At 67.3% G+C, this 23856-nt stretch carries 22 protein-coding genes and 7 tRNA genes; 13 read left to right on the forward strand and 16 right to left on the reverse strand.

The window, feature by feature from the left end; genetic code table 11:
• Positions 1-192: 192 nt before the first annotated feature.
• The 3 genes from ACTXPP_RS00620 to ACTXPP_RS00630 form a co-directional block, all read right to left on the reverse strand.
• Positions 193-1470, reverse strand: coding sequence for a Dyp-type peroxidase (locus ACTXPP_RS00620; RefSeq protein ID WP_443340439.1), 1278 nt, complete (start codon positions 1468-1470; stop codon positions 193-195).
• 3 nt (positions 1471-1473) lie between these two features.
• Positions 1474-2049, reverse strand: a complete 576-nt coding sequence (locus ACTXPP_RS00625; protein WP_443340440.1) for a copper resistance CopC family protein — start codon at positions 2047-2049, stop codon at positions 1474-1476.
• A 228-nt stretch (positions 2050-2277) separates the two neighbouring features.
• Positions 2278-2352: transfer RNA gene (locus ACTXPP_RS00630), tRNA-Val, on the reverse strand.
• 340 nt (positions 2353-2692) lie between these two features.
• Between ACTXPP_RS00630 and ACTXPP_RS00635 the strand changes: the two genes are divergently transcribed.
• From ACTXPP_RS00635 to msrB, 8 genes are all read left to right on the forward strand, one after another.
• Positions 2693-2765 (forward strand) — tRNA-Gly (locus tag ACTXPP_RS00635).
• 71 nt (positions 2766-2836) lie between these two features.
• Positions 2837-2908: transfer RNA gene (locus ACTXPP_RS00640), tRNA-Cys, on the forward strand.
• A gap of 8 nt (positions 2909-2916) precedes the next feature.
• Positions 2917-2988 (forward strand) — tRNA-Val (locus ACTXPP_RS00645).
• Between the two features lie 31 nt (positions 2989-3019).
• Positions 3020-3095: transfer RNA gene (locus ACTXPP_RS00650), tRNA-Gly, on the forward strand.
• A 43-nt stretch (positions 3096-3138) separates the two neighbouring features.
• Positions 3139-3210, forward strand: a tRNA-Val gene (locus tag ACTXPP_RS00655).
• Positions 3211-3241: 31 nt separating this feature from the next.
• Positions 3242-3317, forward strand: a tRNA-Gly gene (locus tag ACTXPP_RS00660).
• 206 nt (positions 3318-3523) lie between these two features.
• On the forward strand, positions 3524-4855 hold the full coding sequence (locus ACTXPP_RS00665; protein WP_301497391.1) for a glycosyltransferase family 87 protein: 1332 nt from the start codon (positions 3524-3526) through the stop codon (positions 4853-4855).
• Positions 4852-5283 carry a peptide-methionine (R)-S-oxide reductase MsrB gene (gene msrB / locus ACTXPP_RS00670; RefSeq protein WP_301497393.1) on the forward strand — a complete coding sequence of 144 codons (432 nt, stop codon included), beginning with the start codon at positions 4852-4854 and terminating at the stop codon, positions 5281-5283. Before ACTXPP_RS00665 ends, msrB begins: the two co-directional genes overlap by 4 nt.
• 1 nt (position 5284) lies before the next feature.
• On the opposite strand, the gene hemQ is transcribed toward msrB, so the two are convergent.
• The 3 genes from hemQ to hemE all read right to left on the reverse strand — a co-directional run bounded on the left by hemQ (position 5285) and on the right by hemE (position 8696).
• A complete protein-coding gene (gene hemQ / locus ACTXPP_RS00675; protein WP_301497395.1) occupies positions 5285-6004 on the reverse strand; it encodes a hydrogen peroxide-dependent heme synthase in 720 nt (239 codons plus the stop codon).
• 125 nt (positions 6005-6129) lie between these two features.
• Positions 6130-7539, reverse strand: a complete 1410-nt coding sequence (gene hemG, locus ACTXPP_RS00680; RefSeq protein WP_301497397.1) for a protoporphyrinogen oxidase — start codon at positions 7537-7539, stop codon at positions 6130-6132.
• The gene (hemE, locus tag ACTXPP_RS00685) at positions 7536-8696 is read right to left on the reverse strand and encodes a uroporphyrinogen decarboxylase (protein WP_301497399.1); all 1161 of its coding nucleotides are present in this window, start codon (positions 8694-8696) and stop codon (positions 7536-7538) included. Before hemE ends, hemG begins: the two co-directional genes overlap by 4 nt.
• A gap of 90 nt (positions 8697-8786) precedes the next feature.
• On the opposite strand from hemE, the gene ACTXPP_RS00690 reads away from it, so the two are divergent.
• Together ACTXPP_RS00690 and ACTXPP_RS00695 are read left to right on the forward strand one after the other, a co-directional pair.
• Positions 8787-9500: a DUF3000 domain-containing protein gene (locus tag ACTXPP_RS00690; protein WP_443340441.1), complete on the forward strand. Its 714-nt coding sequence runs from the start codon at positions 8787-8789 to the stop codon at positions 9498-9500.
• Positions 9501-9511: 11 nt separating this feature from the next.
• A complete protein-coding gene (locus ACTXPP_RS00695) occupies positions 9512-10780 on the forward strand; it encodes an HRDC domain-containing protein (RefSeq protein WP_443340442.1) in 1269 nt (422 codons plus the stop codon).
• Here the strand turns inward: ACTXPP_RS00695 and dxs are convergent.
• From dxs to dut, 5 genes are all read right to left on the reverse strand, one after another.
• Positions 10751-12709, reverse strand: a complete 1959-nt coding sequence (gene dxs, locus ACTXPP_RS00700; RefSeq protein WP_301524739.1) for a 1-deoxy-D-xylulose-5-phosphate synthase — start codon at positions 12707-12709, stop codon at positions 10751-10753. The genes ACTXPP_RS00695 and dxs overlap by 30 nt on opposite strands.
• Positions 12710-12809: 100 nt before the next feature.
• Entirely contained in the window at positions 12810-14186 is a 1377-nt protein-coding gene (locus tag ACTXPP_RS00705; protein WP_301498500.1) for a class I SAM-dependent RNA methyltransferase, read from the reverse strand.
• Positions 14183-14815, reverse strand: a complete 633-nt coding sequence (locus tag ACTXPP_RS00710; protein WP_301498502.1) for a DUF3159 domain-containing protein — start codon at positions 14813-14815, stop codon at positions 14183-14185. Before ACTXPP_RS00710 ends, ACTXPP_RS00705 begins: the two co-directional genes overlap by 4 nt.
• A 44-nt stretch (positions 14816-14859) precedes the next feature.
• Positions 14860-15741, reverse strand: coding sequence for a DUF3710 domain-containing protein (locus tag ACTXPP_RS00715; RefSeq protein WP_301520900.1), 882 nt, complete (start codon positions 15739-15741; stop codon positions 14860-14862).
• Between the two features lie 79 nt (positions 15742-15820).
• Positions 15821-16279 carry a dUTP diphosphatase gene (gene dut, locus ACTXPP_RS00720; RefSeq protein ID WP_301495770.1) on the reverse strand — a complete coding sequence of 153 codons (459 nt, stop codon included), beginning with the start codon at positions 16277-16279 and terminating at the stop codon, positions 15821-15823.
• Between the two features lie 100 nt (positions 16280-16379).
• On the opposite strand from dut, the gene ACTXPP_RS00725 reads away from it, so the two are divergent.
• Entirely contained in the window at positions 16380-16889 is a 510-nt protein-coding gene (locus ACTXPP_RS00725) for a DUF3093 domain-containing protein (protein ID WP_443340443.1), read from the forward strand.
• A gap of 126 nt (positions 16890-17015) precedes the next feature.
• Here the strand turns inward: ACTXPP_RS00725 and ACTXPP_RS00730 are convergent, their stop codons facing one another.
• Positions 17016-17315, reverse strand: coding sequence for a DUF4193 domain-containing protein (locus tag ACTXPP_RS00730; RefSeq protein ID WP_301495774.1), 300 nt, complete (start codon positions 17313-17315; stop codon positions 17016-17018).
• 201 nt (positions 17316-17516) lie between these two features.
• Entirely contained in the window at positions 17517-18470 is a 954-nt protein-coding gene (locus tag ACTXPP_RS00735; protein WP_301495776.1) for an inositol monophosphatase family protein, read from the reverse strand.
• A gap of 56 nt (positions 18471-18526) precedes the next feature.
• Between ACTXPP_RS00735 and ppgK the strand changes: the two genes are divergently transcribed.
• Both ppgK and ACTXPP_RS00745 read left to right on the forward strand, forming a co-directional pair.
• Positions 18527-19360, forward strand: a complete 834-nt coding sequence (gene ppgK, locus ACTXPP_RS00740) for a polyphosphate--glucose phosphotransferase (protein ID WP_301495778.1) — start codon at positions 18527-18529, stop codon at positions 19358-19360.
• A 150-nt stretch (positions 19361-19510) separates the two neighbouring features.
• Positions 19511-21211 carry an RNA polymerase sigma factor gene (locus ACTXPP_RS00745; RefSeq protein WP_301495779.1) on the forward strand — a complete coding sequence of 567 codons (1701 nt, stop codon included), beginning with the start codon at positions 19511-19513 and terminating at the stop codon, positions 21209-21211.
• A gap of 119 nt (positions 21212-21330) precedes the next feature.
• Here ACTXPP_RS00745 and ACTXPP_RS00750 read toward each other — a convergent pair whose 3' ends face one another.
• The 3 genes from ACTXPP_RS00750 to ACTXPP_RS00760 all read right to left on the reverse strand — a co-directional run bounded on the left by ACTXPP_RS00750 (position 21331) and on the right by ACTXPP_RS00760 (position 23792).
• A complete protein-coding gene (locus ACTXPP_RS00750; RefSeq protein WP_301495781.1) occupies positions 21331-21693 on the reverse strand; it encodes a hypothetical protein in 363 nt (120 codons plus the stop codon).
• A gap of 114 nt (positions 21694-21807) precedes the next feature.
• Entirely contained in the window at positions 21808-23541 is a 1734-nt protein-coding gene (locus tag ACTXPP_RS00755) for a DEAD/DEAH box helicase (RefSeq protein ID WP_301495783.1), read from the reverse strand.
• Positions 23538-23792: a DUF3039 domain-containing protein gene (locus tag ACTXPP_RS00760; protein WP_301495785.1), complete on the reverse strand. Its 255-nt coding sequence runs from the start codon at positions 23790-23792 to the stop codon at positions 23538-23540. Before ACTXPP_RS00760 ends, ACTXPP_RS00755 begins: the two co-directional genes overlap by 4 nt.
• Positions 23793-23856: the final 64 nt, after the last annotated feature.

The following is a 23856-nucleotide window of genomic DNA, read 5'->3' on the forward strand; positions in this document are numbered from 1 at the left end:
TGACCTCGGGGTTTCCGATTCCGTTGCCGGCGTCCAATGCTGAATTACTCACTTCGGGTGTGCTCCTAACACGACAGATGAGGACAGTCACATACCTGGTGACGGTCCGGATCGCTTCATCGATCCTCGACTGGAAGTCGAGGACTACACTACCTGGCGGGGTGACCAGCCGTGCCACCGGCACGGATCAGGTCAGTCGAAGAGCTCCTCGCCCCAGAAGCCGTCCTCGTCGGTTCCCGGCGGCACATAGAACACCGCCGAGCCGACGTGGACGATCCATTCATTCAGCCGGTCCCCCTCCGCCAGTCGCCGCTGCATCGGGATGAAGGACCGTCGGGGATCACGCTGGAAACAGGTGAAGATCAAGCCGGTGTCCGAGAGGTCCATCAGCGGAGCGTCGACCAGATCGTCCGCACCGGAGACGGTGACCGGCAGGTCGTAGTTGTAGGCCCGACGAAGCAGCGGGTCGGTGTCCTCGTGCCCGGTGGCGGTGGCCAGGGCGATGTGGGAGTTGGTGTCGATGACCGGCAGTCCGTCGTCACCGAAGGCCTCGAAGTCCGGCTCGTCGAACTCCTTCTCCCCACCGATCGGCGCGCCCTCGACGATGGTGCGTCCCATCGACACCTCGCGGGTGATCCGGTCCGCGGCCTCCCATTCCGGCATGTCGAAGGCGATGCGCCGGATGACCATGCATGTCCCGCCGGCGAGTGGTCCTTCGCCGATCCAGACATGCTCGTCCTGCTCGTCCGCGGTGTCCGGGTTGACCGTGCCGTCCTTGAAGCCGAAGAGGTTGCGCGGGGTTCCCTGTTGTCCGTCGGTGTCGAGCGGGATGTCGAGGAAGCCCTCCTGGCTCCACGACGGCCGGGCATAGTCCGCCCCGCCCCGCACCAGCACGCGGACCGCGTGGGAGACCGTCGTGCGGTCGTCACCACAGATCTGCAGGACGATGTCCCGCTCGCCCCAGGTGTTGTCGAGACGGTCACCGGTGAACTTCGGCAGCGGCTCCAACCAGTCCGGCCGGTTCCCTATCTTGGTCCGGTTGAAGAAGGACGCGCCGAACCCACAGGTCACGGTGAGGTTCCCGGTGGTCTCGGAGAGCTCGGGTTCCAGGTCGGCCAGGACGGTCCCGCCGGTGCACAGCCGCCTGGCATCGTCGGTCCACAGACGCAGCAGCCGCCGGGCGCCGTCGGCGTCCACCCCGTCACGCAGCGTGAATGCCACGGTGGTGTTGTGGGACTGCAGTGGTGTGGTGATGCCGGCCTGGTGGGGGCCGTCGAAGGTGACCGTGCCGGTGTCGCCGATACCGCCGGTGCCTGTGCCACCTGCACCGTCTGCGCCACTGTTGTCCGTGCCGTCACCGTCTGTCCCACCGCCGTTGGCGCAGGACGCGGCGGTAGCTACTGCCGCAGTAGCCGAGAGAACCCCGACTCCGGTGAGGAAGCTACGTCGGGTGGTGCGAGAAGACATCATGGGTCAGTTGTCCTCGTCGCGGTTCATGTTCCGGAATCGGGCGATAGCCATGATCAAGGCACCTGCCACAACGATGACACCAGTGATGCCGAGCGCCGTGCCGGTCCACGAGGGCAGACCGTCCTCGTCCGCATCGCCGGAGGCGGACTCCTCCTCACCGGACGCGCAGTCGACGACCTCGCCACTCCCGGTGTCGAGGGTGAAGGTGTAGCTGCCGCGGATCGGGTGACCGTCCGAGGAGGTGATCTGGTAACCGACCGTGTACTCACCGTCAGCCAGGTCCTCGTCCGAGGGGACGTCGAGGGTCAATGACGAGCCGTCGATGGAAGGCTCGCCAGACACCACCTGGTCACCGCAGAGCGACAGGGCGATCGAGTTGTAGTCCTCGCGGGGTTCCGCCGAGTTCTCCACCACGATGGACTCCGGAACCGAGGAGACGGTGCTCTCAGGCTCCGGGCTTCCACCGGCCACCTGGTCGTGGGCGAAGGCGGCGGGAGTCGTCGCGATCACCAGTCCCGCAGCGGCAATCGGCGCGACAAACGGGATGCATCGGCGGACAGTGGTGGAGGAACGGGACATCGTCGTCCTTTCAGATCAGCGCAGGTCAGGCTGCGCAGGTCAATCAGCACAGGTGAATCGGGGCGCAGCATGTAGTCTACGGCCCTTCGCTCCACAGGTCGTTCCGGACTGCCCGGCAGTTCCCGGGGACACCTGCATAGGGGTACAGGCCCAGCTTATGGCAGGTGACACCGGATAAACGAAAGCAGCCCGTCGGTACCGTGACGGTACTGACGGGCTGTAGTGTCGTGGTGGTCCCAGCTGGGTTCGAACCAGCGACCTCTCCGGTGTGAACGGAACGCTCTTCCGCTGAGCTATGGGACCTCGGGCGAACGAGATGTAACCTATCACCACCACACCACCCGAGCACAACTTCGCACGTCACGGCATGGATGGTTGATTTCGCCGTTGCGGTCGCAGGCCCTGTCGCCCTTATGCCCCGTGCGAACCGCCGCCAGCGCACCGGGGCGGAACCACAGGGCCGAACCACAGGGCAATAACGGTGCAATCACCAGACATTCTCGATGCAGAATCACAACGATGGGGTTCGATTGCCGGGCACCATGCCCGACATCCCACGCCGGAACCAACGATGACGTGCACATTTGTGCCTAGGGGACGGAACATATAGAGTTTTGCAGCGCACCGGAACAACACGGTGCTTGCGGATGTAGCGCAGTTGGTAGCGCATCACCTTGCCAAGGTGAGGGTCGCGAGTTCGAGTCTCGTCATCCGCTCAGGGTCTTAGGTTTTACTCTTCCGGTGCCCAACCGGTAGAGTCAAGGTCCGAACGAGGCGGAGACGCCACGGTGGAATGGCTGAGTGGCTTAGGCAACGGTCTGCAAAACCGTGTACACGGGTTCGATTCCCGTTTCCACCTCGCAGTAAGCGCGTTTAGCTCAGCGGGAGAGCGCTTCCCTGACACGGAAGAGGTCACTGGTTCGATCCCAGTATCGCGCACGAACAGGCATCGTCGCCTGGTCACTTTTTTGCGGATGTAGCGCAGTTGGTAGCGCATCACCTTGCCAAGGTGAGGGTCGCGAGTTCGAGTCTCGTCATCCGCTCCACTTCCCCCTACCGGCCCTGGGCTGGTGGCGGCGGGAGAAGCCCGCGCGTTTAGCTCAGCGGGAGAGCGCTTCCCTGACACGGAAGAGGTCACTGGTTCGATCCCAGTATCGCGCACGAACAGGCATCGTCGCCTGGTCACTTTTTTGCGGATGTAGCGCAGTTGGTAGCGCATCACCTTGCCAAGGTGAGGGTCGCGAGTTCGAGTCTCGTCATCCGCTCCACGACAGGCCGGACGCCCGCCGTCTCCCCCGGGAGGCGGCGGGCGTCCGGCGTGTGCGGTCCACGTAATCCGTGGCGGAACCGTATTTCGGACCGCACAACAGCTAACATTCTCGGGGTGACCGCCATGACTACGACAACTCCTCCCTCGAACGGACGCGCGCCCTCTCGTTGGGCTTCACTGCGCACCCCGTCTGGGGCACTGACCATGGCAGCATGGCCGCTGGCCATCATGACGATGCTGCACCGCATCGTGCTGATTCCACAGAACCAGCACCCCACCGACGACTTCACTACCGTGTGGGACGCACTGCACCGCTTCCGCGATGGCGTGCCGGTCTACAACGAGAACTACAGCTTCGTCGACCCGCACTACCTCTACTCCCCCGGCGGCACCCTGCTGCTCAGCCCGATGACCCTCGCCCCGTCCTGGGGTCTCGGTCGGGCGATGTTCATCGCCGCCAACGCCATCGCCGTGATCGCTGCCCTGGCACTGCTGACCAAGATTGTCCGTCAGCCGTTGACCGGACCGGTGCTGCCGGTGGCCATCTTCCTGGTCTTCGCCACCGAGTCGGTGACGAACACGCTGCTGTTCTCCAACATCAACGGCATCCTGTTGCTCGCCGAGGTGGCCTTCCTCTGGTGGTTGCTTGTCGGACGCGGCGACATCTCGTGGAAACTCGGCCCCGGTAACGGGCAGAACAGTCGGTGGGCCAGTATCCTGGCCGGCCTGGTCATCGGTCTGACCATCACCGTCAAACCCCAGTTCGCCGTCCTGTTGTTCCTGCCGTTCGTCCGCGCCCAGTGGTCGGCGGTCATCTCCGGTATCGCGGTACCGGTGGTGCTGAACCTGGCTGCCATTCCACTGATGAACCAGCCCGGCGACTACCTGGACAAGCTGGTGCCCTATCTCGGCGAGGTCCGTGACTACGCCAATTCCTCCATCTCCGGGGTGGGTGTCTACTACGGGATGGACGACTGGATCGTCCTGGTTCTGCGCGGGCTCTGTGCCCTGGCCATTGCCGTGGCGGTGCTCGGACTGCTGCGCTGGCGCAACAGCGACCCGTGGATGTGGGCGGCGACGTCCACCGGCATCCTGATGACCGGGGTGTTCCTGGTCAGCTCCCTGGGCCAGATGTACTACTCGATGATGCTGCTGCCGATGATCTTCACCGTCTTCGGGCGCCTGTCGGTGATGCACAACCCGGTGACCTGGTTCGGTATCTACTGGTGTCTGTCCTACGACGAGTGGGGGTCCGACCGGTGGGAGCGGGCCGGCAAGATCATCGAGTACACCCGCGGCACCGTCGGCTGGGGACTGATCGTCATCACAGCCGCTGCCTGCGTGGTGGTGTGGTTGGTCACCGACTGGCGTGCCGGCAACGGTGAGGAAGCCGGGTCGGGGAACAATGACGGCCCCGGTCACGTTGCACCGGTCGACACCGACAGCCACGCCGGATCTCCGGACAGTGGAACCCCGGACGGTGGCACAACCGACACAGACTCCCCCGACGAGTATGAAGCGAGGCATCGACGATGACCGACCACACCCCTGAGGTCAACCCCATCGAGGACTTCTCCGCCCTCAGCGACGAGCAGTGGCGCGAGCGCCTGGCCCCGGACACCTACCAGGTCCTGCGGAATGCGGCGACCGAGCGTCCGTTCACCAGTTCCTACACCGATCTGGAGACCGAGGGGGTGTACCACTGTCGAGGCTGCGGTACCGAGCTGTTCCGCTCCACCGAGAAGTTCCATTCGCACTGCGGATGGCCGTCCTTCTTCGACCCGGCGGACACCGACGCGGTCATCACCCGCGCCGACGACTCGCTCGGAACGCGAAGGACCGAGGTGCTCTGCGCCACCTGTGGTGGGCACCTCGGCCACGTTTTCGCCGGCGAGGGCTACGACACCCCCACCGACCTGCGCTACTGCATCAACGGTATCGCGCTGGAACTCAGGGAGAAGTAGCTCAGGGAAGCTCGCTGAGGAATCCGGCGAGCTCCTCGGCGGAGCTGTTGACCCGGCGTCCGGTGAAGAAGGGGATCTCCTCACGGACGTGGCGACGTGCCTCGGTGTAGCGCATCTGGTACATCAGGTCCACGATCCGGTCCAGGGTCGGGGACTCGAAGGCGAGGATCCACTCGTAGTCGCCGAGGGCGAAGGCCGGGACGGTGTTCGCCCGGACTTCGTCGAATCCGCGGGCGGCCATCCCGTGTTCGGCGAGGATGGTGCGACGCTCGGCGTCCGGCAGCAGGTACCACTCGTAGGAGCGGACGAAGGGGTAGACCGCGATCCACTCGCCCGGATCCTCCCCCATGATGAACGACGGCAGGTGGGACTTGTTGAACTCCGCAGGGCGGTGCAGTGCGGAGTTGGTCCACACCGGCTCACTGGCCCGACCCAGTGCGGTCTCCTTGAGGAAGCGCCGGTAGGCGCGCTGCAGGTCGTCGAACTTCTCGGCGTGCCACCAGATCATGATGTCCGCCTCAGCGCGCTGGCCGGTGAGGTCGTAGACACCGCGGACGGTGAGTTCCTCGTCGTCGAAGGACGCCAGGAAGGCGGAGAACTCCGCCGCGACGGCTGCACGGTCGCCGTCCTCCAGGTCAAGTTCCCCCTGCCTGACCTTGAACACCGACCACATGGTGTACTGCAGCTTCTCGTTGAGCGCCTTGAAGTCGAGCTTTGCCATTGCTATCTGTTGTCCTGTCTCGTGTGCGACGGTGATTTCACGCGGAGAATCTCGTTCCTCCGTGACAGGTTCAGTCTACGCCAAAGGGTGGCCTGACCACCCCCGATATCAGGGCGTGGCCGGTGTCAGACCAGCTCTGCGACGATCTTCTCCGCGGCAGCGCGTCCCGCCTCCACGCAGGCAGGTACGCCGACCCCGTCGAGGTAGGCGCCGGCCACGGCGACACCGGGGGCTGCGTCCACGGCCCGACGCACCGCGTCCATCGTCGCCGGGTGGCCGACACCGTACACCGGCAGACCACCCCACCAGCGCTGGACGAAGGTCTCCACCGGCCGGGCGGTGAACCCGGTGACCGCGGCGAGGTCCTCCAGGGCGTAGCCGATCAGTGTGCGGTCCTCGGCCTCGACCAGGCTGGGGTCGTGGAAGGTGCCGAAACTGGCGCGGACGAAGGCCCCGGCACCGGTCCCCCGCTCGCCGATGTGGGGCCACTTGCGCGAAGAGAAGGTGAAGGCCTTGGCCCGGGTCGGACCGTCCTGCCCGATGAGGATTCCGGAGCGTTCCGGTAGCCCCTCGGTGGTCTCGAACCTCATGCCGACCACCGCGGAGCTGGCGAGCTTCACCTCATCGAGGATCTCCGCGGCCGACGGGACGATATCCTGCAGCAGCACTGACGCGGTCGGAGCGGGGACGGCGACGATGACAGCGTCGACCCGTCCGACCGGCTCCAGGTAGATCCGGTCAGTCAAATGACCGATGGACTCCACCTGCGTGTTGACCCGGATATCGGCTGCCGACGCTTCGGCAAGCCGGTTGACCAGGGTGCGGTAGCCGGTGGCCAGGGTGTTGAACGCCGGGCCCGGCGTCCCGTCACCGCTGGCGCTGGCGGCGGCACGCTCGTCGAGCACCTGCTGGACGGCGGTGGACAGGTGGACGTCCTCACCACGGTCGGCGAGATTGTCGAGGGCGTCGGCGAGCTGCGGGATGGTGGCGCGCACCCCGAGATCGTCGGCGGAACTGGAGTACACCCCACCGAGCATCGGCGACACCAGCCGGTCGACGACCTCACCGGTGAACCGCTGTCGGACGAGCTCGCCGACGTTGGCATCGTCACCGGGGGTCCACGGCAGCGGCGCGCCATCACGTTCGGCATCGATCGCCGCACACGCCTCCGGGGTCAGTACCTCGGCGACATCCGCACCACGGGCCGGGACGCCCATCATCGTGGCAGCGGGGATGTCGACCAGTTCACCGTCGACGAGGAAGGCGCTGCGGGCACCGGACGGCACCCGGAGCTCATCGCCCAGTCCCAGTTCGGTGATCACACCGGCCAGCCCGGTACGACGGGTCAGGAAGGCCTCGGCACCCATGTCCACCGGACCGTCGCTGAAGTCCACGGTCTTCAGCTTTCCGCCGATGCGGTCATAGGCCTCCAGGATCTGGATGTGCGCCTCAGGTCCCAACCGACGCCGCAGTTCCCAGGCGGCGGCGAGGCCGCTGACTCCGCCGCCGACGATCGCGATCCGTGGCCCGGTCACAGCTCATGCACCTCGGCGAAGGCGCGGGTGATCGCGTCGGCAGGGGTCTCCGGGAGCACACCGTGGCCCAGGTTGAAGATATGGCCGCAGGCATCCCCGGCATCGACGGCACGGTCGGCCTCGGCACACACCCGGCGCACCTGGTCTGCGATGACCTCCGGGGTGGACAGCAGCACCGCAGGGTCGAGGTTGCCCTGGATCGCCCGGACCAGCCGGTCGGCCGGCACCCGCTCGTCACCGGCCTGGTGGGCGGCCTCCAGCGAATCGCTGACCCGGCGCGCGGCCACGTCCAGCGGGGTCTTCCAGTCGATGCCGAGGATGTCGGGGCCGACAGCGGCCATCTCGCCGAGCAGTTCGCCGGTGTTGACGCCGAAGTGGGTGACCGGGATGTCGTAGGGGCGCACTGCCTCGATGATGCGGGCGGAGTAGGGGGCGACGTACTCGCGGTAGTCACTCAGGGTGAGGAAGCCGGCCCAGGAGTCGAAGAGTTGCACGGCGTCGACGCCGGCGCCGATCTGGCTCTGCAGGAACTGGATGACGGTGGGGGTCAGCTTCTCCATCAGTGCGTGCCACAGCTGCGGCTGGGAGTACATCAGCGACTTGGTCACACCGTGGTTCTTCGACGGTCCACCTTCGATGAGGTAGGACGCCAGGGTGAACGGTGCCCCGGCGAAGCCGATGAGGACCTGGTCGTCGCGTAGTTCGGACAGCACCCCACCGATGCCCTCCACGATCGCGTCGAGCTGGCTGGCGTCGACCACCGGCAGTGCGTCGATGGCGTCGGCGGTGCGGATCGGTTCTGCGAGCACCGGGCCACGTCCGGCGACGATGTCCACCTGTACTCCGGCGGCCTTGAGCGGGACGACGATGTCGGAGAACAGGATCGCCGCGTCCGCGTCGTGTCGGCGCACCGGTTGCAGGGTGATCTCGGCGAGCAGGTCGGGACGGAAGCAGGAGTCCAGCATGCCGATGTCTTTACGCAGCTCCCGGTATTCCGGCAGCGAGCGGCCTGCCTGGCGCATCATCCAGACCGGACGGCGGGACGGCTCCTCCCCTCGTGCGGCGGCAAGGAAGGGAGCGTCGGCGCGGGCCCGTCGGGCAGCTGCTGCGGCGGCAACGAGGTCGGCTCCGGGCAGGTGAGGGTTGTGGTTCTCCATGCGCCCGATTATGCCAGGGACCGACGCAATGACGGTGCCCGACGGCGCGCCTACCCCACTTCCTCCCCCACCGTCGTTACATTGACCCCCGTGAGCGTTGAACGTGAGTTGACAGGAGAGTCGGGGCCGCGGGCTGCGGACTCGGGGCAGCAGAGCGCCCCGGGCCCGTTCCGCGACGCGGTGACCTCGATGCACGATGCGAAGGTGCGTGGCGGGATTACCGTCACCGATATTCGCCCACCACGAAAACTGGCGCCGTACAGTCACGCGGTGGGGCTGGAGGTCGACCGATTACTCGCCGGAGATGTCCGGGACGACGGTGGGGAAGCCGCCGTCCCGGTGAACATCCCCACCGATGCCGACGGTGATGCCTTCGGCCGGTTGATCCTGCTGCATGATCCGGGCACCGATGAGGGTCCGACGATCATGAAGCTGGTCGCCTACATTCAGGCCGACCTTGATTCTTCGGTGGCCCAGGATCCGTTGCTCCCTGATGTGGCGTGGGACTGGTTGACCGAGGAGCTCGACCAGCTCAGCGAGGACGGCGACAGTGCCGACAGTGCCGAGAGTGGCGAGAGCAGCCCGGCCGCCGCGTTCTCGGACCTGGGTGGGACGGTGACCGCCACCGCGTCGAGTCGGTTCGGTGACATCGCCGGGCCGGCGAGTGCCTTCCAGATCGAGTTGCGGGCGTCCTGGACGGCCACTGGAACCGACCTGTCCGGCCATGTCACCGCCTTCGCCCATGTGTTGGCGAATGTGGCGGGTCTTCCGCCCGAGGGGATCACGGCCATCGGAAGCCGCTAGGTTTGACTGCCGTGCCCCATCACCCCGACTCCCCCGTCCAGCACCTGAGCCGCCCTCGTGAGGGTGTTCCCCCGGTGGCGGACACCGCTGTTGCGGTGCGCCGGGTCGCCGAGGTCCTCGGTGACGGACGTGGCCCTATCGCCGTCGACACCGAGCGTGCCTCCGGTTTCCGGTTCGACGACCGCGCCTACCTGGTGCAGGTCCGCCGTGAGGGGGCCGGAACCCATCTTGTCGATCCGGCATTGGTCCCGGGGGCCGGGGACCTGCTGGCCCCGGTGATGAACGACTCCCCGTGGATCCTGCACGCCGGCCATTCGGACCTGCCGGCGTTGACCTCCCTGGGCTGGCGCACCCCGCAGTTGCATGACACCCAGGTCGCCGGACGACTGCTGGGCTACGGGCAGGTCGGGTTGGCCGGCATGCTCGGTGACCTGCTGGGGGTGACCGTGGCAAAGGACAAGGGCCGGGAGGACTGGTCGGCGCGTCCGATCCCGACCGCCATGCTGTCCTACGCCGCCCTGGACGTCGAGTTGCTCATCGAGCTGCTGGACACGGCGATGTCCCGACTGACGTCGTTGGGCCGTGCCGAGTGGTACCACCAGGAGTGTCAGCGCATCAGGGTCGACTGGTCACATCCGGTACAGCCCCAGGACTGGCGGGAACTGCGGGGTATCGGCTCACTGCGTAACCGGCGGGGGTTGGAGGTGGCCCGTCGACTCACCGAGGAACGCACCCGTATCGCCCGGGAGCGTGACATTCCCCCGGAGCAGGTGCTGCGCAGCTCATCGCTCCTCGATGTGGCGAAGAGTCCGTCGCAGGCGTCGCGTCAGCTCAGCCGTCCCCAGTCCGGTGGGCGCCGGGTCGATCGTGCCGCACGCACGGATCTGTTGCAGGCGGTGCAGGACGCTCTGGCAGCCGATTCCTCGACGTTGCCGACGCTGCCGCGCTCCGGTGCCAGGCGTCCCGACCACCGGCACTGGGCGCAGGACTATCCGCGGGCCCATGCCCTGCTCCAGGGTTTCCGCGGGGCCGTCGGTGATCTTTCCGGGGACACCGGGATCCGGGTGGAGGACCTGATCGTCATCCGTCACCTGCGTTCGGTGGCCTGGGATGTGTCGCAGGCATCGGTAGCCACTGTTCCCGGCAGTGGGTCCGAGGACCCGGTCGGGGATGTGGAGAACCTGCTCGGCTCGCTGCTCCAGGACTGCGGTTGCCGCCCGTGGCAGTTGAACCTGCTGGTGCCGGTCCTGCTACCGGTCGTGGTTGACCTGCTGGGCTGACGCTGGCCCGTCGCCCCCGGTGAGTCTCCGGGCGACTTCGCTGCCGACCCACTCGGTGACCTGGTGCCGCACCGACTCCTCGTCGAGACCGACCTCGGCCAGCACCTCACCGCGGGACCCGTGGTCGAGGAAGCGCTGGTCGATCCCCAGGTAGCGCACCGGGGTGGAGATGTCCGCCTCGGTGACTGCCCGGTGCAGCATCTGGCCCGCACCACCATGCACCCCGTTGTCCTCCACCGTGACGACCAGGTCAGCCTGGCCGACCAACTCCACCAGCGTGTGGGACACCGGGGTGACCCACAGAGGATCGACCACACGCACCCGGTGACCGGCGGTCTCCAGTTCATCGGCGGCGGCGGACGCCAGGTCGGTCAGCCTGCCGTAGGAGACCACGAGGACGTCCAGGCCGTCCAGGCCGTCCAGGCCCGCGGCTGTGCTTTCGTGCAGGACGTCGTAACCGTCGGTCGAGCGCACCGCCGGGACGTCCTGCGGTACGGCGCCCTTGGCGAACCGGATGACCGAGGGCCCGTCGGTCACCGACAGGCAGCGGAGCAGTGCCTCGGTCAGGCGCCGGCCGTCGCGCGGGGCGGCGACGTGGATGCCGGGGACCGCCCCGGTCAGCGTCAGGTCCCACATACCGTTGTGGCTGGCCCCGTCCCGTCCCGTCACCCCGGACCGGTCGAGGACGAGGGTCACCGGCAGGTGCAGCAGTCCGATGTCCATCAGCAATTGGTCGAACGCCCGGTTGAGGAAGGTCGAGTACACCGCCACCACCGGATGCAGACCACCGAGTGCCAGGCCAGCGGCGGAGGTCAGGGCATGTTGCTCGGCGATGCCCACGTCGAAGGTACGGTCCGGGAACCGTTCGGCGAACCGGGCCAGACCGGTCGGCCCGGCCATGGCGGCGGTGATGGCGACGACGTCGTCCCGCCGGTGCCCGATCCGGACCAGCTCCTCGGCGAAGACATCGGTCCAGCTCCGGGGCCTGGCCTGCACGGCCCGGCCCGTCGACGGGTTGATCACCCCGGTGGAGTGCATCTGGTCGGCCTCGTCGTTCTCGGCCGGCGGGTAGCCGTTGCCCTTCGTGGTCAGGGTGTGCACGATGACCGGCCCGGGGTAGCTGCGGGCGTAGCTCAACGCGTCCTGCAGCGCGGCGATGTCGTGGCCGTCGACCGGGCCGATGTACTTCAACCCCAGGGCACTGAACAGCTCCTGCGGCATGAGAATGCTCTTGACCCTCTCCCTGAAGGACCTCAACAGGGTCATCGCCTGGTGGAACTTGCCGGTCCTGCCGGCCCTGCCGGCCCTGGCGGTATTGTTATCGGCCGGCTGGAGTCGCAACGACGCAAGGCGCTGCGCCAGGCTGCCGACCGTCGGCGAGTAGGACCGGCCGTTGTCGTTGACCACGATGGTCACCGGCCGGTCTTTGGCGTCACCGATGTTGTTGAGTGCCTCCCAGGCCATCCCGCCGGTCAGCGCCCCGTCGCCGACAACGGCGACAACCCGGCGGTTGGCCTGCCCGGTCAGTTCGAAGGCCTTCGCCAGGCCGTCAGCGTACGACAGCGCGGCTGAGGCGTGGGAGGACTCCGTCCAGTCGTGCGGGCTCTCGGCCCGGTCGGGGTATCCGGAGAGTCCGTCACGCTGACGCAGCGTGCCGAAGAGGTCGCGGCGCCCGGTGAGGATCTTGTGGACGTAGGACTGGTGCCCGGTGTCGAAGATGATCGGGTCGGACGGCGAGTCGAAGACCCGGTGCAGGGCAATGGTGAGCTCCACGACCCCCAGGTTGGAACCCAGGTGTCCGCCGGTGGCCGAGACCTTCTCGATGAGGAACTCACGGATCTCCCCGGCAAGGTTCTCCAGCTGGGTGGCGGTCAGTGACCGCAGGTCATCCGGTGACGAGATCCCCTCGAGAAGTGATGTGGAGGTCATGGATGTCTCGGTCTCCGATCGTGTCCGGCGTGACGGCCGGACGAGCCGGTCTGGCAACTCTGGTGTGACTGTCGGTGCCCATTCTACGTGGGGCAGGGTGTCATCCCTGGCGGGTGAAGTGCACCAGGACCTCGACATGGTGGGTCAACCCGAAGGCATCGACCACCGTCACCGATTCCGGGTGGTAGCCCCCGGCGATGAAGCCGGCGGCGTCGCGTGCCGCTGTGGCCGGATCGCACCCGATGTGCAGGATATGCTGCGGTGCCCGGGAGATGACCGCGTCGACGACCGGCGCTCCGGCACCGGTGCGTGGCGGGTCCAGTACAACGACTGTCGGGTCTGCCCCGGAGAGCTCGGCAAGTGCGTCGGCGACGTCACCGGTGACGAAGCGGACGTCCCGCTCGACCAGGACGCTGCGTCCGGCCGCGGTGGCGTCCGAGGCACCGTCGACGCTGTAGACCGGCGTGCCGGGCAGCGCCTCGGTGAGCGCGGCGGCGAAAACGCCCGCACCACCGTAGAGGTCCCATGCCGTCGGCTCTGACGACACAGTCGGTTCTGCAGGCTCTGACGGTGCCGATGATGTGGCGGCTGTGCCGGTGACGGCACCGGTGACGGTGTCGTGCACCCAGCCGGAGTACAGTTCGGCGGCCGCACCGTGGGCCTGCCAGAAGGCCTCCACCGGCATCGGCCAGCTCACCCCCTTCACTGTGCGGGTCACGGTGCCGGGCTCACCGGTACCCTGGTGCTCGATGACCCGGCGCTCGATCCGGGTGTCGCTCCTGCGCTGGCCCTTCGGGACACGGCGACGACGACCGGAACGGGACCGGGGGTTGGACGCACGGGCGGCCGGGACTTCGACGATGCCGCGCAGGCCGTCCTCCCCGAGAGCCACACAGACCTCCGCCCCCGGGGTCAGCTCCGCCTCGGCGAGCGTTTCTGCCAGGCCATCAGCCAACGCAGGTGCCCACTGTGCACAGCCCACCTCGGTGACCGGAACGATCCCGTTGCTGGCACGCAGACGTAGTCCGGCCTGGCCACTCTCGTCGACCCCCAACCGCACGCGGGTCCGGTAGCCGGTGAACGGGGCCGGCGAAAGCTGGCGAACCGGGACTCCGGCATCGTCGAGGTCGATACGGCCGATCCGGGCGAACTGGTCGAGGACCACGCGGGTCTTCAGTTCGACGGAGCCCTCGGCGTCGATGATGTCGAGGTCGCAGCAGCCGGCACCGCGGGCGGCCGCCGGGCATTGCGGGGCGACGCGGTGGGCCGAAGGACCGGCGATGGCCGCAGAATCGACGACGGAACCGCTCAGGAAGCGCTTGCGGGAGGTCTCTGGGTCAGTGTCGAGTTCGACCGGCACACCGGTCTCCCCGGGCAGTGCACCGCGGACGAAGACGACCCTGCCGTCTGTACCGTCAAGTCTTGCGACTGTACTCCCGCCGTGGGCGGGGCCGAGCATGTCGAGCGTGACAGTCACACCGTCTCCTGGTCATGATGGTCGGGAACGTCAGGACTCTCCACGGCACGGGAGGCACGTTCAGCCTTGTCGGCGACGCGTACGGCCCAGACGGTGATCAGCACGACCACCGCGGTCAGCGGGAGGCCCATGGCGATACGGGCAACACCGAGCCATGCCACATCGTCCTGCCCGTAAAGCCACTGCTGGACGATGAAGCGGGAGAAGAACACCACGGCCCACGCCAGGGTGGCCCACATGAAGGCCAGCCGGGCGGTTCGGACATTGCGCCACGCATGGCCGGAGCCGTTGACCCCGCGCCAGATCACACCGACCAACGGCCACCGCGCCACGACCGAGATGACGAAGACGATACCGGCCGCCAGGGAATACCAGATGCCGTAGGCGAAGTAGCCCTTCGCATCACCCATCAACCAGGCGATCAGGGCACAGATACCGACACCCATCAGCCCGGACACCGCCGGCATGACCGTCTCCTTGCGCAGTAGGCGCCAGAGGAAGACCAGCACGGCGACACCGACCGCGGCCGCCAGAGCGGGACCAAGACCCCACTTCTGGTTCACCGGGACCAGCACAAGCACCGGCAGCACCGAGGACACCAGTCCCGACAGGCCACCCATCTGCTCCATCACCGTCGGTGCCGCGGCCTCCCCGGAGTGGGGGTCCGGGTGGGTCACTTCTCGTCCCCGAGGTGCTGGTCGGCAGTGGACCCGCGGCGGGGCTGGGCCGGGTCCTGGGATGGAGCCTGGTTCTTGTTCTGTGCCTGGCCCGACTCGCCGTTCTTGTCCGCAGCCTCCTTCTGACGCTGCTCGACGAGCTTCTTCAGCTCCTCGGCCATCGCCGCCGGAATCGTCACCGGCAGGGTCTGACCGGCCGGCAGCGGTTCAGTGCCGCGGTAGACGAACGTCCGGGAAATGACTTCGTAGGCCAGCTCGGCGAGTTGGTCGGCCTTGTCCAGCGGACCAGCCAAGGTCATACGCAGCATCCAGCGGGGACCGTCGACGCCGATCACCCGCATCGCACCATTCTTCACGGTGCCCAGCACCTCCGGACCCCACAGGCTGGACCCCACGGTGACCTCCAGGCCGTCACCACTCATCCCCTTGGTGACGTCCGAGATGCTGTCAGCCCACTGGTTGCCGGAGCGGGGGGCGGCCATGGCGACCGGGGTGAGGCGGCCGAACGGGGTGAGGATGTGGATCATCTGCGGGCCCTTGGACCCCATCTCCACCTGGACCTCACCGTTGTGCGGTACCGGGACCCGGAGCGATCCGAGGTCCAGTCCACTCTTCGCGAAGTCCGAGTAGTCGAACTCCCGGAAGTCCACGTTGTCGCCGTCGAACGGGCCGAAGCTGCCGTTGACCGGGTCGTACCCCGAGGCGGCAGCGACGGTGGTGTCCGGGGTGGACTGCTGGTCCGTGGCGGGCACCTCGACCGGGGCTGGTGCCTCAGCCGAGGCCCCTGTCTCGGCCGGAGCTGCCGCGCGGGTCGGCTGACCGGTCTCGCGGTCGGCGGCACCGGTGGCTGTGTCTTTCTTCTTGCCGAAAGGCCACATGCTGTGAATCTCCCTACTGTGTTGCGTACATACGTGTTGCGTAACTGTCGTCGACTGCGGAGGCAGTCGGCGGGAGGGGTCAGACTCCGGTGGACCCGTGACCGCCGGAACCCCGGGCGGTATCACCGAGATCATCGGCGTCCGACACCTCGACCACCTCGCACAGCGACACCTGCTGCACCAGGAACTGGGCGATACGGTCGCCGCGGGTGATTTCGATGGGATCAACGCGGTCCAGGTTCACCAGACAGACCTTCACTTCGCCACGATAGTCGGCGTCCACGGTTCCCGGGGCGTTGACGATCGACAGTCCCTTCTTCGTGGCCAGCCCACTACGGGGGTGGACCAGTCCGACTGTGCCCGCCGGCAGAGCGACGGCAATGCCGGTGGGCACCAGAGCACGCTCCCCTGGCGCCAGCGTGACGTCGACCGCACAATGCAGGTCGATACCGGCGTCGGTAGGGTGCGCCCGGCGCGGCAACGGCAGATCAGGATCGAGCCGGAGGATCTTCAACGCAGAGTCGGGACTGTCAGTCATGGTGCCGGAGTCTACCGGGGGGAGGGTCGGCTTATCGGGTTCGGCCCCCATGCGGATACACTGGGAGATCGTGAACGAGCCCGAAGCGACAGGAGAAGACGTGCCTCAGGATTCTGGCCAGATCCATCCTGACGGGGTGGGGCCGGGTGTGCTGTACCGCGAGCGCCAACGCGTCCCGCTGTCTTGGTGGGTGATTGGTCTCGGGGTGGCCACCCTGATCGGCTTTCAGGGGCAGATGGGCCGTGGCTGGTACTGGGGTGTGATCGCTGGGCTCCTCGCCGCCGGAGCGGTCGTCTGGTCGCTGCTGCACCTGTCGCGCAACGAGCTCGTCGTGGAGCGCGCCGAGGACGGCGAGACTTGGCTGCGGGCTGGAGAGGCGTCTCTTCCGGCATCGGTGGTCAGCCGGACTCTCGCGGTGCCGCCGAGTGCCCGGAGCGCGGCGATGGGGCGCCAGCTCGATCCGGCGGCATTCGTGATCCACCGCACCTGGGTCCCCTCGATGGCGATGCTCGTCCTCGACGACCCGGACGACCCCTCCCCCTACTGGCTGATCTCCACCCATGATCCAGAGAAGCTACTCGCCGCGTTCGGACGTCCCGTCGTCGACTGACAGACGCCGACACACCTTACGTGACATGAACGGCCCCACCTTCGTCACGAGGTGGGGCCGTTCACTTGTAGCACTGCGTGTGGCGCTGAATGGCGCTGAATGACGCCGTGTGGCGCCGTGTCGAATCTAGGCGCAGTCCACGCAGATCAGCTCACCTGCACCATTGTCCTCGGCAATGCGGGTGCGGTGCTGGACCAGGAAGCAGACCGAGCAGGTGAACTCGTCGTTCTGGCGCGGAATCACCGAACCACTGAGCTCCTCACCTGACAGGTCGGCCAACGGGATGTCGATCGGCTCGACGACGTCTCCGTCGTCATTGTCGTCGACAGCGGGCTCAGCCTTCTCTGCGGCCTTCAGTCCCTCAAGTGAATCGGTTTCGATCTCGTCCTCAGGACGGGTGCGCGGCGCATCGTAGTCGGTAGCCATAATCGTGCTCCTCGTGGCAGTTGTGTCTGTTCTGTGACGGAGTCTCCCCCGCGCAGGTCACCGGGTGGATATGCGTGGTCAACGGTGCTGGACCGACGAACATTCCCGGGCACTAGACGCGCATAGTAAAACAGCGAACGTCACTTGTCACTTCGCCACCCCACACCGGTGGCCGAGAGACCCCGGAAAAACACCGAAGCACTAGGTCAACCGCCCGCGATCAGGATCAGGAATGCGGGTACCCACGATCTCCCCCGCCAGTTCCGTGACGATCGATGGTGCTGCCGCCAGCACAGGCAGTCCGTCGGCGTAACCGGCCGTCAACCGGGGCAGGTAGACCACGGCCCCGGACCGGGCCGCGATCAGCCCACCGGCAGCATGGTCCCAGGGGCCCAGGCCGTGCTCGTAGTAGCCGTCGACGCGTCCGGCGGCCACCGCGCACAGGTCCAGTGCCGCCGAGCCGACCCGCCGGATGTCACGGATCCGTGGCATCAGGTCGGCAAGCAGACCTACCTGCGCCGCCCGGTTGTCGGCCTGGTAGGAGAAACCGGTGGCCACCAGGGCGGTGGACAGGTCTCCGTCTGTGTTTTCCGGGGACCAGCGGGGCAGCGTCTGCTCGGCAGAGAGGTCGGCTTCCCAGGCGATACGGGCGTCCTCCCCCACGGCGGCGGAGAACACCCGACGGCGGGCGATGTCGGCCACCGCACCGGCGACGGGAACCCCGTCGACGGTGGCGGCGATACTCACCGCGCTGGCGGGGATCCCGTAGATCAGGTTCACCGTGCCGTCCACCGGGTCAACCACCCAGGTGACCCGCCCTTCGACGATGCGTCCGCCCTCCTCCTCGCCGAGAATGACGTCCTGCCCCCCTGCTGCGGCACTGTGTGCGGCGATCCGGTCGCGGATCAGCGTCTCGCTGGCCCGGTCGATCTCGGTGACCGGGTCCACCGCAGAGGACTTGGTGCCGCTGACACCCACCCGCACCCCCGCAGAGTGCCGTGCCGACCGCACCAGGGCGGCGGCTTCTGCGGCGATCGACACGCACATGCGGCGCAGGTCGTCAGGGGTTCTCCCGGCCAGGGCCGCCGCGGCTGCGGGGTCCAGTGACCGGGTGGACTGTTCGTCGAGGAGGTGGTGGTTGCTCTGTTCAGCCATGTTCCCTATTCTGCCACCGCTCCCGGGGGCCAAGGCTGCGGTAGCATCAGGAAACCATGAGCACCTCGGACAACTCGTCAGACAGCAGGTCAGCAGCCACCGTCACCGGCACATGCGACATCGGTTTCGGTGTGGACATCGGCGGCAGCGGGATCAAGGGGGCCCGGGTGGACCTGGGGACCGGCGAGTTCATCGGTGACCGGATCCGGATCCCCACTCCCCGCCCCGCCACGCCGGAGGCGGTCGCAGACACCGTCGCCGAACTACTGCTGCAGGCCGGGTGGGACGGACCTGTCGGACTCACCGTCCCGGGGGTCGTCACCGACCAGACCGCGCGGACGGCGGCGAACATCGACCCCTCCTGGATCGGAACCGACTGCCGGGAGTTGTTCACCACCCGGCTGGCGGCCGCCGGGGTTGCCGGTGCCGGGTCCGCCCCGGAGTTCACGGTCCTCAACGACGCGGACGCTGCGGGCATCGCCGAGGTCGCCTTCGGGGATCCAAAGGCCACCTCAGGCAGTGTGTTGCTGCTGACCTTCGGCACCGGGATCGGCTCGGCGCTGCTGCATGATGGAGAGCTGTTCCCCAACACCGAGCTCGGCCACCTGCTGTTTCCGGCGATGGACGCCGAGGACTGGGCTTCGGCGGCGGTACGCACCAGTGAAGACCTGACCTACCGGGAATGGGCTGGACGGGTCGACCGGGTACTGCACGAGTACGTCCGGATCCTCAACCCGACGACGATCATCGTCGGTGGCGGCATCTCCCGGAAGCACGAGAAGTGGGTTCCGAAGCTCACCGTGGACGTGACTGTGGTCCCGGCCAAGCTTCGCAACCGGGCGGGAATCATCGGCGCCGCCCTGGCGGTGCGTGACGGGGTGCGCCCCTGACCGTTTCGGGGGTACCGGCACTGACTTCCTGGAGTCTCCGGGGTCCAACAACCGCCTTTCGCGCCGCCTGGGTTATAATCGGGGGTCGACTGTGTTCCTGATGGAGGAGCACCGAAAGCAAGTCCCCTGACCCCGCAAGAAAGGTCTTTCGTGGCGGCCAACACCAGTTCCACCTCCGGAAACGACGCCGACGGCGGCAACGCCCCGGCGGCCTCGGCAACGACGACCGGTCGAAAGGTGGCGAAGAAGACGACGGCGAAGAAGACCGCCCGGACCGCCGCCCGCAAGGCCGCGCCTCGCGCTGCCTCCCCGGTCACGTCTGCCGCCGCTGAGACAGCCACCTCTTCCACCGCAGACGCCGCCGAGACGGCATCGCCTGCGGGTGCCACCGGTGCGTCCGGCACTGCGAAGAAGACGGCTGCCAAGAAAACTGCCGCGAAGAAGACCGCCACCAAGAAGACGGCGAAGAAGACCGCAGCCAAGAAGACCACAGCCAAGAAGACCACCGCCCGCAAGGCGACGGCCACGAAGACCGCGGCGAAGAAGACCACCGCCGCAGATGCCGCCGAGCAGACCCGCCGCGGAGCCAAGGCCAAGGACGCCACCACCACCGGTGATGATGCGGACGAAGTCGAGGGTACCGCGGACCAGGTCGACGGATTCACCAGCATCGACGACATTGATGATGTCGATGTTGTCGATGACGTCGATGATGTGGAGGCCGACCTCGACCTCGGCGACGACCTGGAGGACGATGAGGAGGACGCCGACTCCGAGGACGAGGCCACCGACGGGGCAGGCTCCGGCAGCGCCGCCGCCGACGACGACTCCGAGGAGTCCGGTGAAGCGAAGGCCGACGACGGCAGCTTCGTCTGGGACGAGGACGAGTCCGCTGCGCTGCGCCAGGCCCGTAAGGATGCCGAGCTCACTGCCTCTGCTGACTCGGTGCGTGCCTACCTCAAGCAGATCGGTAAGGTCGCACTGCTCAACGCCGAGCAGGAGGTGTCGCTGGCCAAGCGTATCGAGGCCGGCCTCTACGCCCACCACAAGCTCGACGAGATCCTCAACTCCGAGGAGAAGATCTCGCCGATGCAGAAGCGCGACCTGCGCGAGATCGACCGCGACGGTCGAAAGGCCAAGAACCACCTGCTGGAGGCGAACCTCCGTCTGGTCGTCTCACTGGCCAAGCGCTACACCGGCCGCGGCATGGCGTTCCTGGACCTGATCCAGGAGGGCAACCTCGGCCTGATCCGCGCCGTCGAGAAGTTCGACTACACCAAGGGCTACAAGTTCTCCACCTACGCCACCTGGTGGATCCGCCAGGCCATCACCCGTGCGATGGCCGACCAGGCGCGCACCATCCGTATCCCGGTGCACATGGTGGAGGTCATCAACAAGCTGGGCCGGATCCAGCGCGAGCTGCTCCAGGACCTGGGCCGTGAGCCCACCCCGGACGAGCTGGCCCGCGAGATGGACATCACCGTGGACAAGGTGCTGGAGATCCAGCAGTACGCCCGCGAGCCGATCTCCCTGGACCAGACCATCGGCGACGAGGGCGACAGCCAGCTCGGTGACTTCATCGAGGACTCCGAGGCCGTCATCGCCGTCGACGCGGTGAGCTTCACCCTGCTGCAGGACCAGCTGCAGGATGTGCTGCACACCCTCTCCGAGCGGGAGGCCGGTGTGGTCAAGCTGCGATTCGGCCTGACCGACGGCATGCCTCGGACCCTCGACGAGATCGGCCAGGTCTACGGGGTCACCCGCGAGCGCATCCGTCAGATCGAGTCGAAGACGATGTCGAAGCTGCGCCACCCCTCCCGTTCCCAGGTACTGCGCGACTACCTGGAGTAGTCCGACGACGGAGGGGCACCGACGTGGCCGCGACGGCGCCGCGTTGGCTCACTCTCCCCCGCTCTGCCCACTCTGACCCGCCGGTGCAGCCCCCCCCCCGCTGCCCGGCGGGTCAGTCGTCAGTTGCTGGAGCGGCCGTCCTCCAGGCATTGTTCCAGCTCCGCCTGGTCCTGCGGATCGCACTCCTCGATCTGATTCGCCGTGCCGTTGGTGATGATGCCGGCCAGGGCGACAGCGGCGATCGACACCCCGACCGCGGCAATGGGGTAGCCGCGACTGATCTCGGAGGAACGCATCGTCCGGATCAAGGCGACCAGTGCGACGGCCAGCACCACCACGGCAACCACCAGTCCCAACCAGGGGAACAGTGCGGCGGGGACGGCCAGCACCGCCAGCAGCAGGGCGGCGATACTCAGTCGGCTCTGCCGACGGTTGGTTCCGGGCACATCGCGTCCCGCCGGGGTGTTGTCTGCCAGGGCCATGGTGGTGGCGTCGCCTCTCCGCCGCACGAGCTACCGTGACCGGCTGGTCTGGGGGCCGGGTGCGCAACACTGTCGGCACCCGCTGTTGTCACCGCCCAGAGTATCAAGCAGCGGTCACCAGTCACGCAGGTAGGCGATCCGGTCCTGCAACTGCTGGGCGCTGCACAGTGCGGTGGGCGGCCCACCACAGTTGCGCCGGACCTCGTTGTGGATGGCACCGTGCGGACGCCCGGTACGCGCGGATTTCGCACCGACCAGCGCATTGAGCTTCTTGCGCAACGCCGGCAGCTGTTCACTGGCGACCCGGTCGGCCCCGGCGGAGCTGTCCGCGGAGTCGTCGGACACCCGGGTGGCACGCTCCTTCTGCTCCACCTCGGCGGACTTCGCCGCCCGCTCCCGGTTGTCCAGCTGCCGGGTCTGCCGCTGCTGGAGCAGGGTACGCATCTGTTCGGCGTCGAGCAGCCCGGGCAACCCCAGGTACTCCTGCTCCTCCTCCGAACCGGCGACCGTGGTGCCGTAGTTCGACCCGTCGAAGATGAGGTGGTCGAGCTCGGCGTTCGCGCCGAGCGTCTCATAGCCCTTCAGCTCGTCCGGCTCGTCCTCCTGCTTGTTCGCCTGCGCCAGGAGCTCATCGTCCCAGCCTTCATTCGGACGGTCCGGTTTGCCCAGCACGTGGTTACGCTGGCGTTCCATGTTGGACGCCAGGTCCAGCAGTACCGGCACACTCGGCACGAAGACACTCGCTGACTCCCCGGGGCGACGCGAACGAACGAAACGTCCGATGGCCTGGGCAAAGAACAACGGGGTCGACGCCGAGGTCGCGTACACGCCGACGGCGAGACGGGGAACGTCGACACCCTCCGACACCATGCGGACGGCGACCATCCACTGGTCGGTGGAGTCGGAGAACTGCTTGATCCGGTCGCTGGCTCCGACTTCGTCGGACAGCACGACGGTGACCTTCGTGCCACTGATGCGTTCCAGGATCACCGCGTAGGCGCGGGCGGTGGTGGTGTCGGTGGCGATGACCAGACCGCCGGCGTCCGGGATGCTCTGCCGCATCTGCATCAGCCTCGTGTGGGCCGAGGCCAGCACCGCGGGGATCCACTCCCCCTTCGGGTCCAGCGCGGTCTTCCACGCCCTGGCGGTCTGCTCAGCATTCAGGGGCGAGCCGAGACGCGCCTCGTACTCCTCGCCGGCGCTGTCGCGCCACCGGGCCTCACCCGAGTAGGCCATGAAGACCACCGGACGCACCACGCCGTCGGCAAGGGCCTCGGAGTAGCCGTAGGTGTAGTCCGACTGGGAGACCATAGCCCCGTCGATCTCCTGGTAGCCGACGAAGGGAATGGCCGAGTCGTCCGAACGGAACGGGGTACCGGTCAACGCCAGGCGTCGTTCGGCCTGGTCATAGGCGAAGCGCACACCGTCGCCCCAGCTCTTGGCGTCACCGGCGTGGTGGATTTCGTCGAGGATCACCAGGGTCTTCTGGGCGGTTGCCACCTGGTAGTGCTTGGTCGGCTTCATGCCGACCTGGGCATAGGTCACCGCCACGCCCTGGTGGGCGTGGTTGACCGCCGAGGAATTGGTGAACTCCGCGTCGATGGAGATTCCCTGGCGGGCCGCCGCCTGCGACCACTGGGTCTTCAGGTGTTCGGTGGGCACCACGATGACGATGCGCTGCACGGTGCGGTTGTCCAGCAGCATGCGGGCGACAGTCAGGGCGAAGGTGGTCTTACCTGCCCCGGGGGTCGCGACCGCGAGGAAGTCCTGGGGGGCCTGGTCGATGTACTGGCGCAGCGCAGCCTGCTGCCAGGCACGCAGAGTGCCGTACGACGTTGGCAGACTCACTTCCGGCGGAGCCCCTGGTAGATCTTCTCGCAGTCCGGGCACACCGGGGAGCCCGGCTTCGCCTGCTTCGTGACCGGGAACGTCTCGCCGCAGAGGGCGACGACCATCCTTCCGTTCACCGCGGAGTCGACGATCTTGTCCTTCTTGACGTAGTGGAAGAACTTCGGGGTGTCGTCCGACGTCTGGTCGTCCGTGCGGACGTCCGGGCGCTCAATCGTTGTCGTTGATGGAGTAGTCACAGCCCCAATCATGCCCCTCGCGTCCGCTGTTTTCCAGCCACGCACCTCGATTGGACGATTGGCCGGTCCCACGGGT

The sequence above is a fragment of the Candidatus Corynebacterium faecigallinarum genome (assembly GCF_052264515.1).
GTDB lineage: Bacteria > Actinomycetota > Actinomycetes > Mycobacteriales > Mycobacteriaceae > Corynebacterium > Corynebacterium faecigallinarum.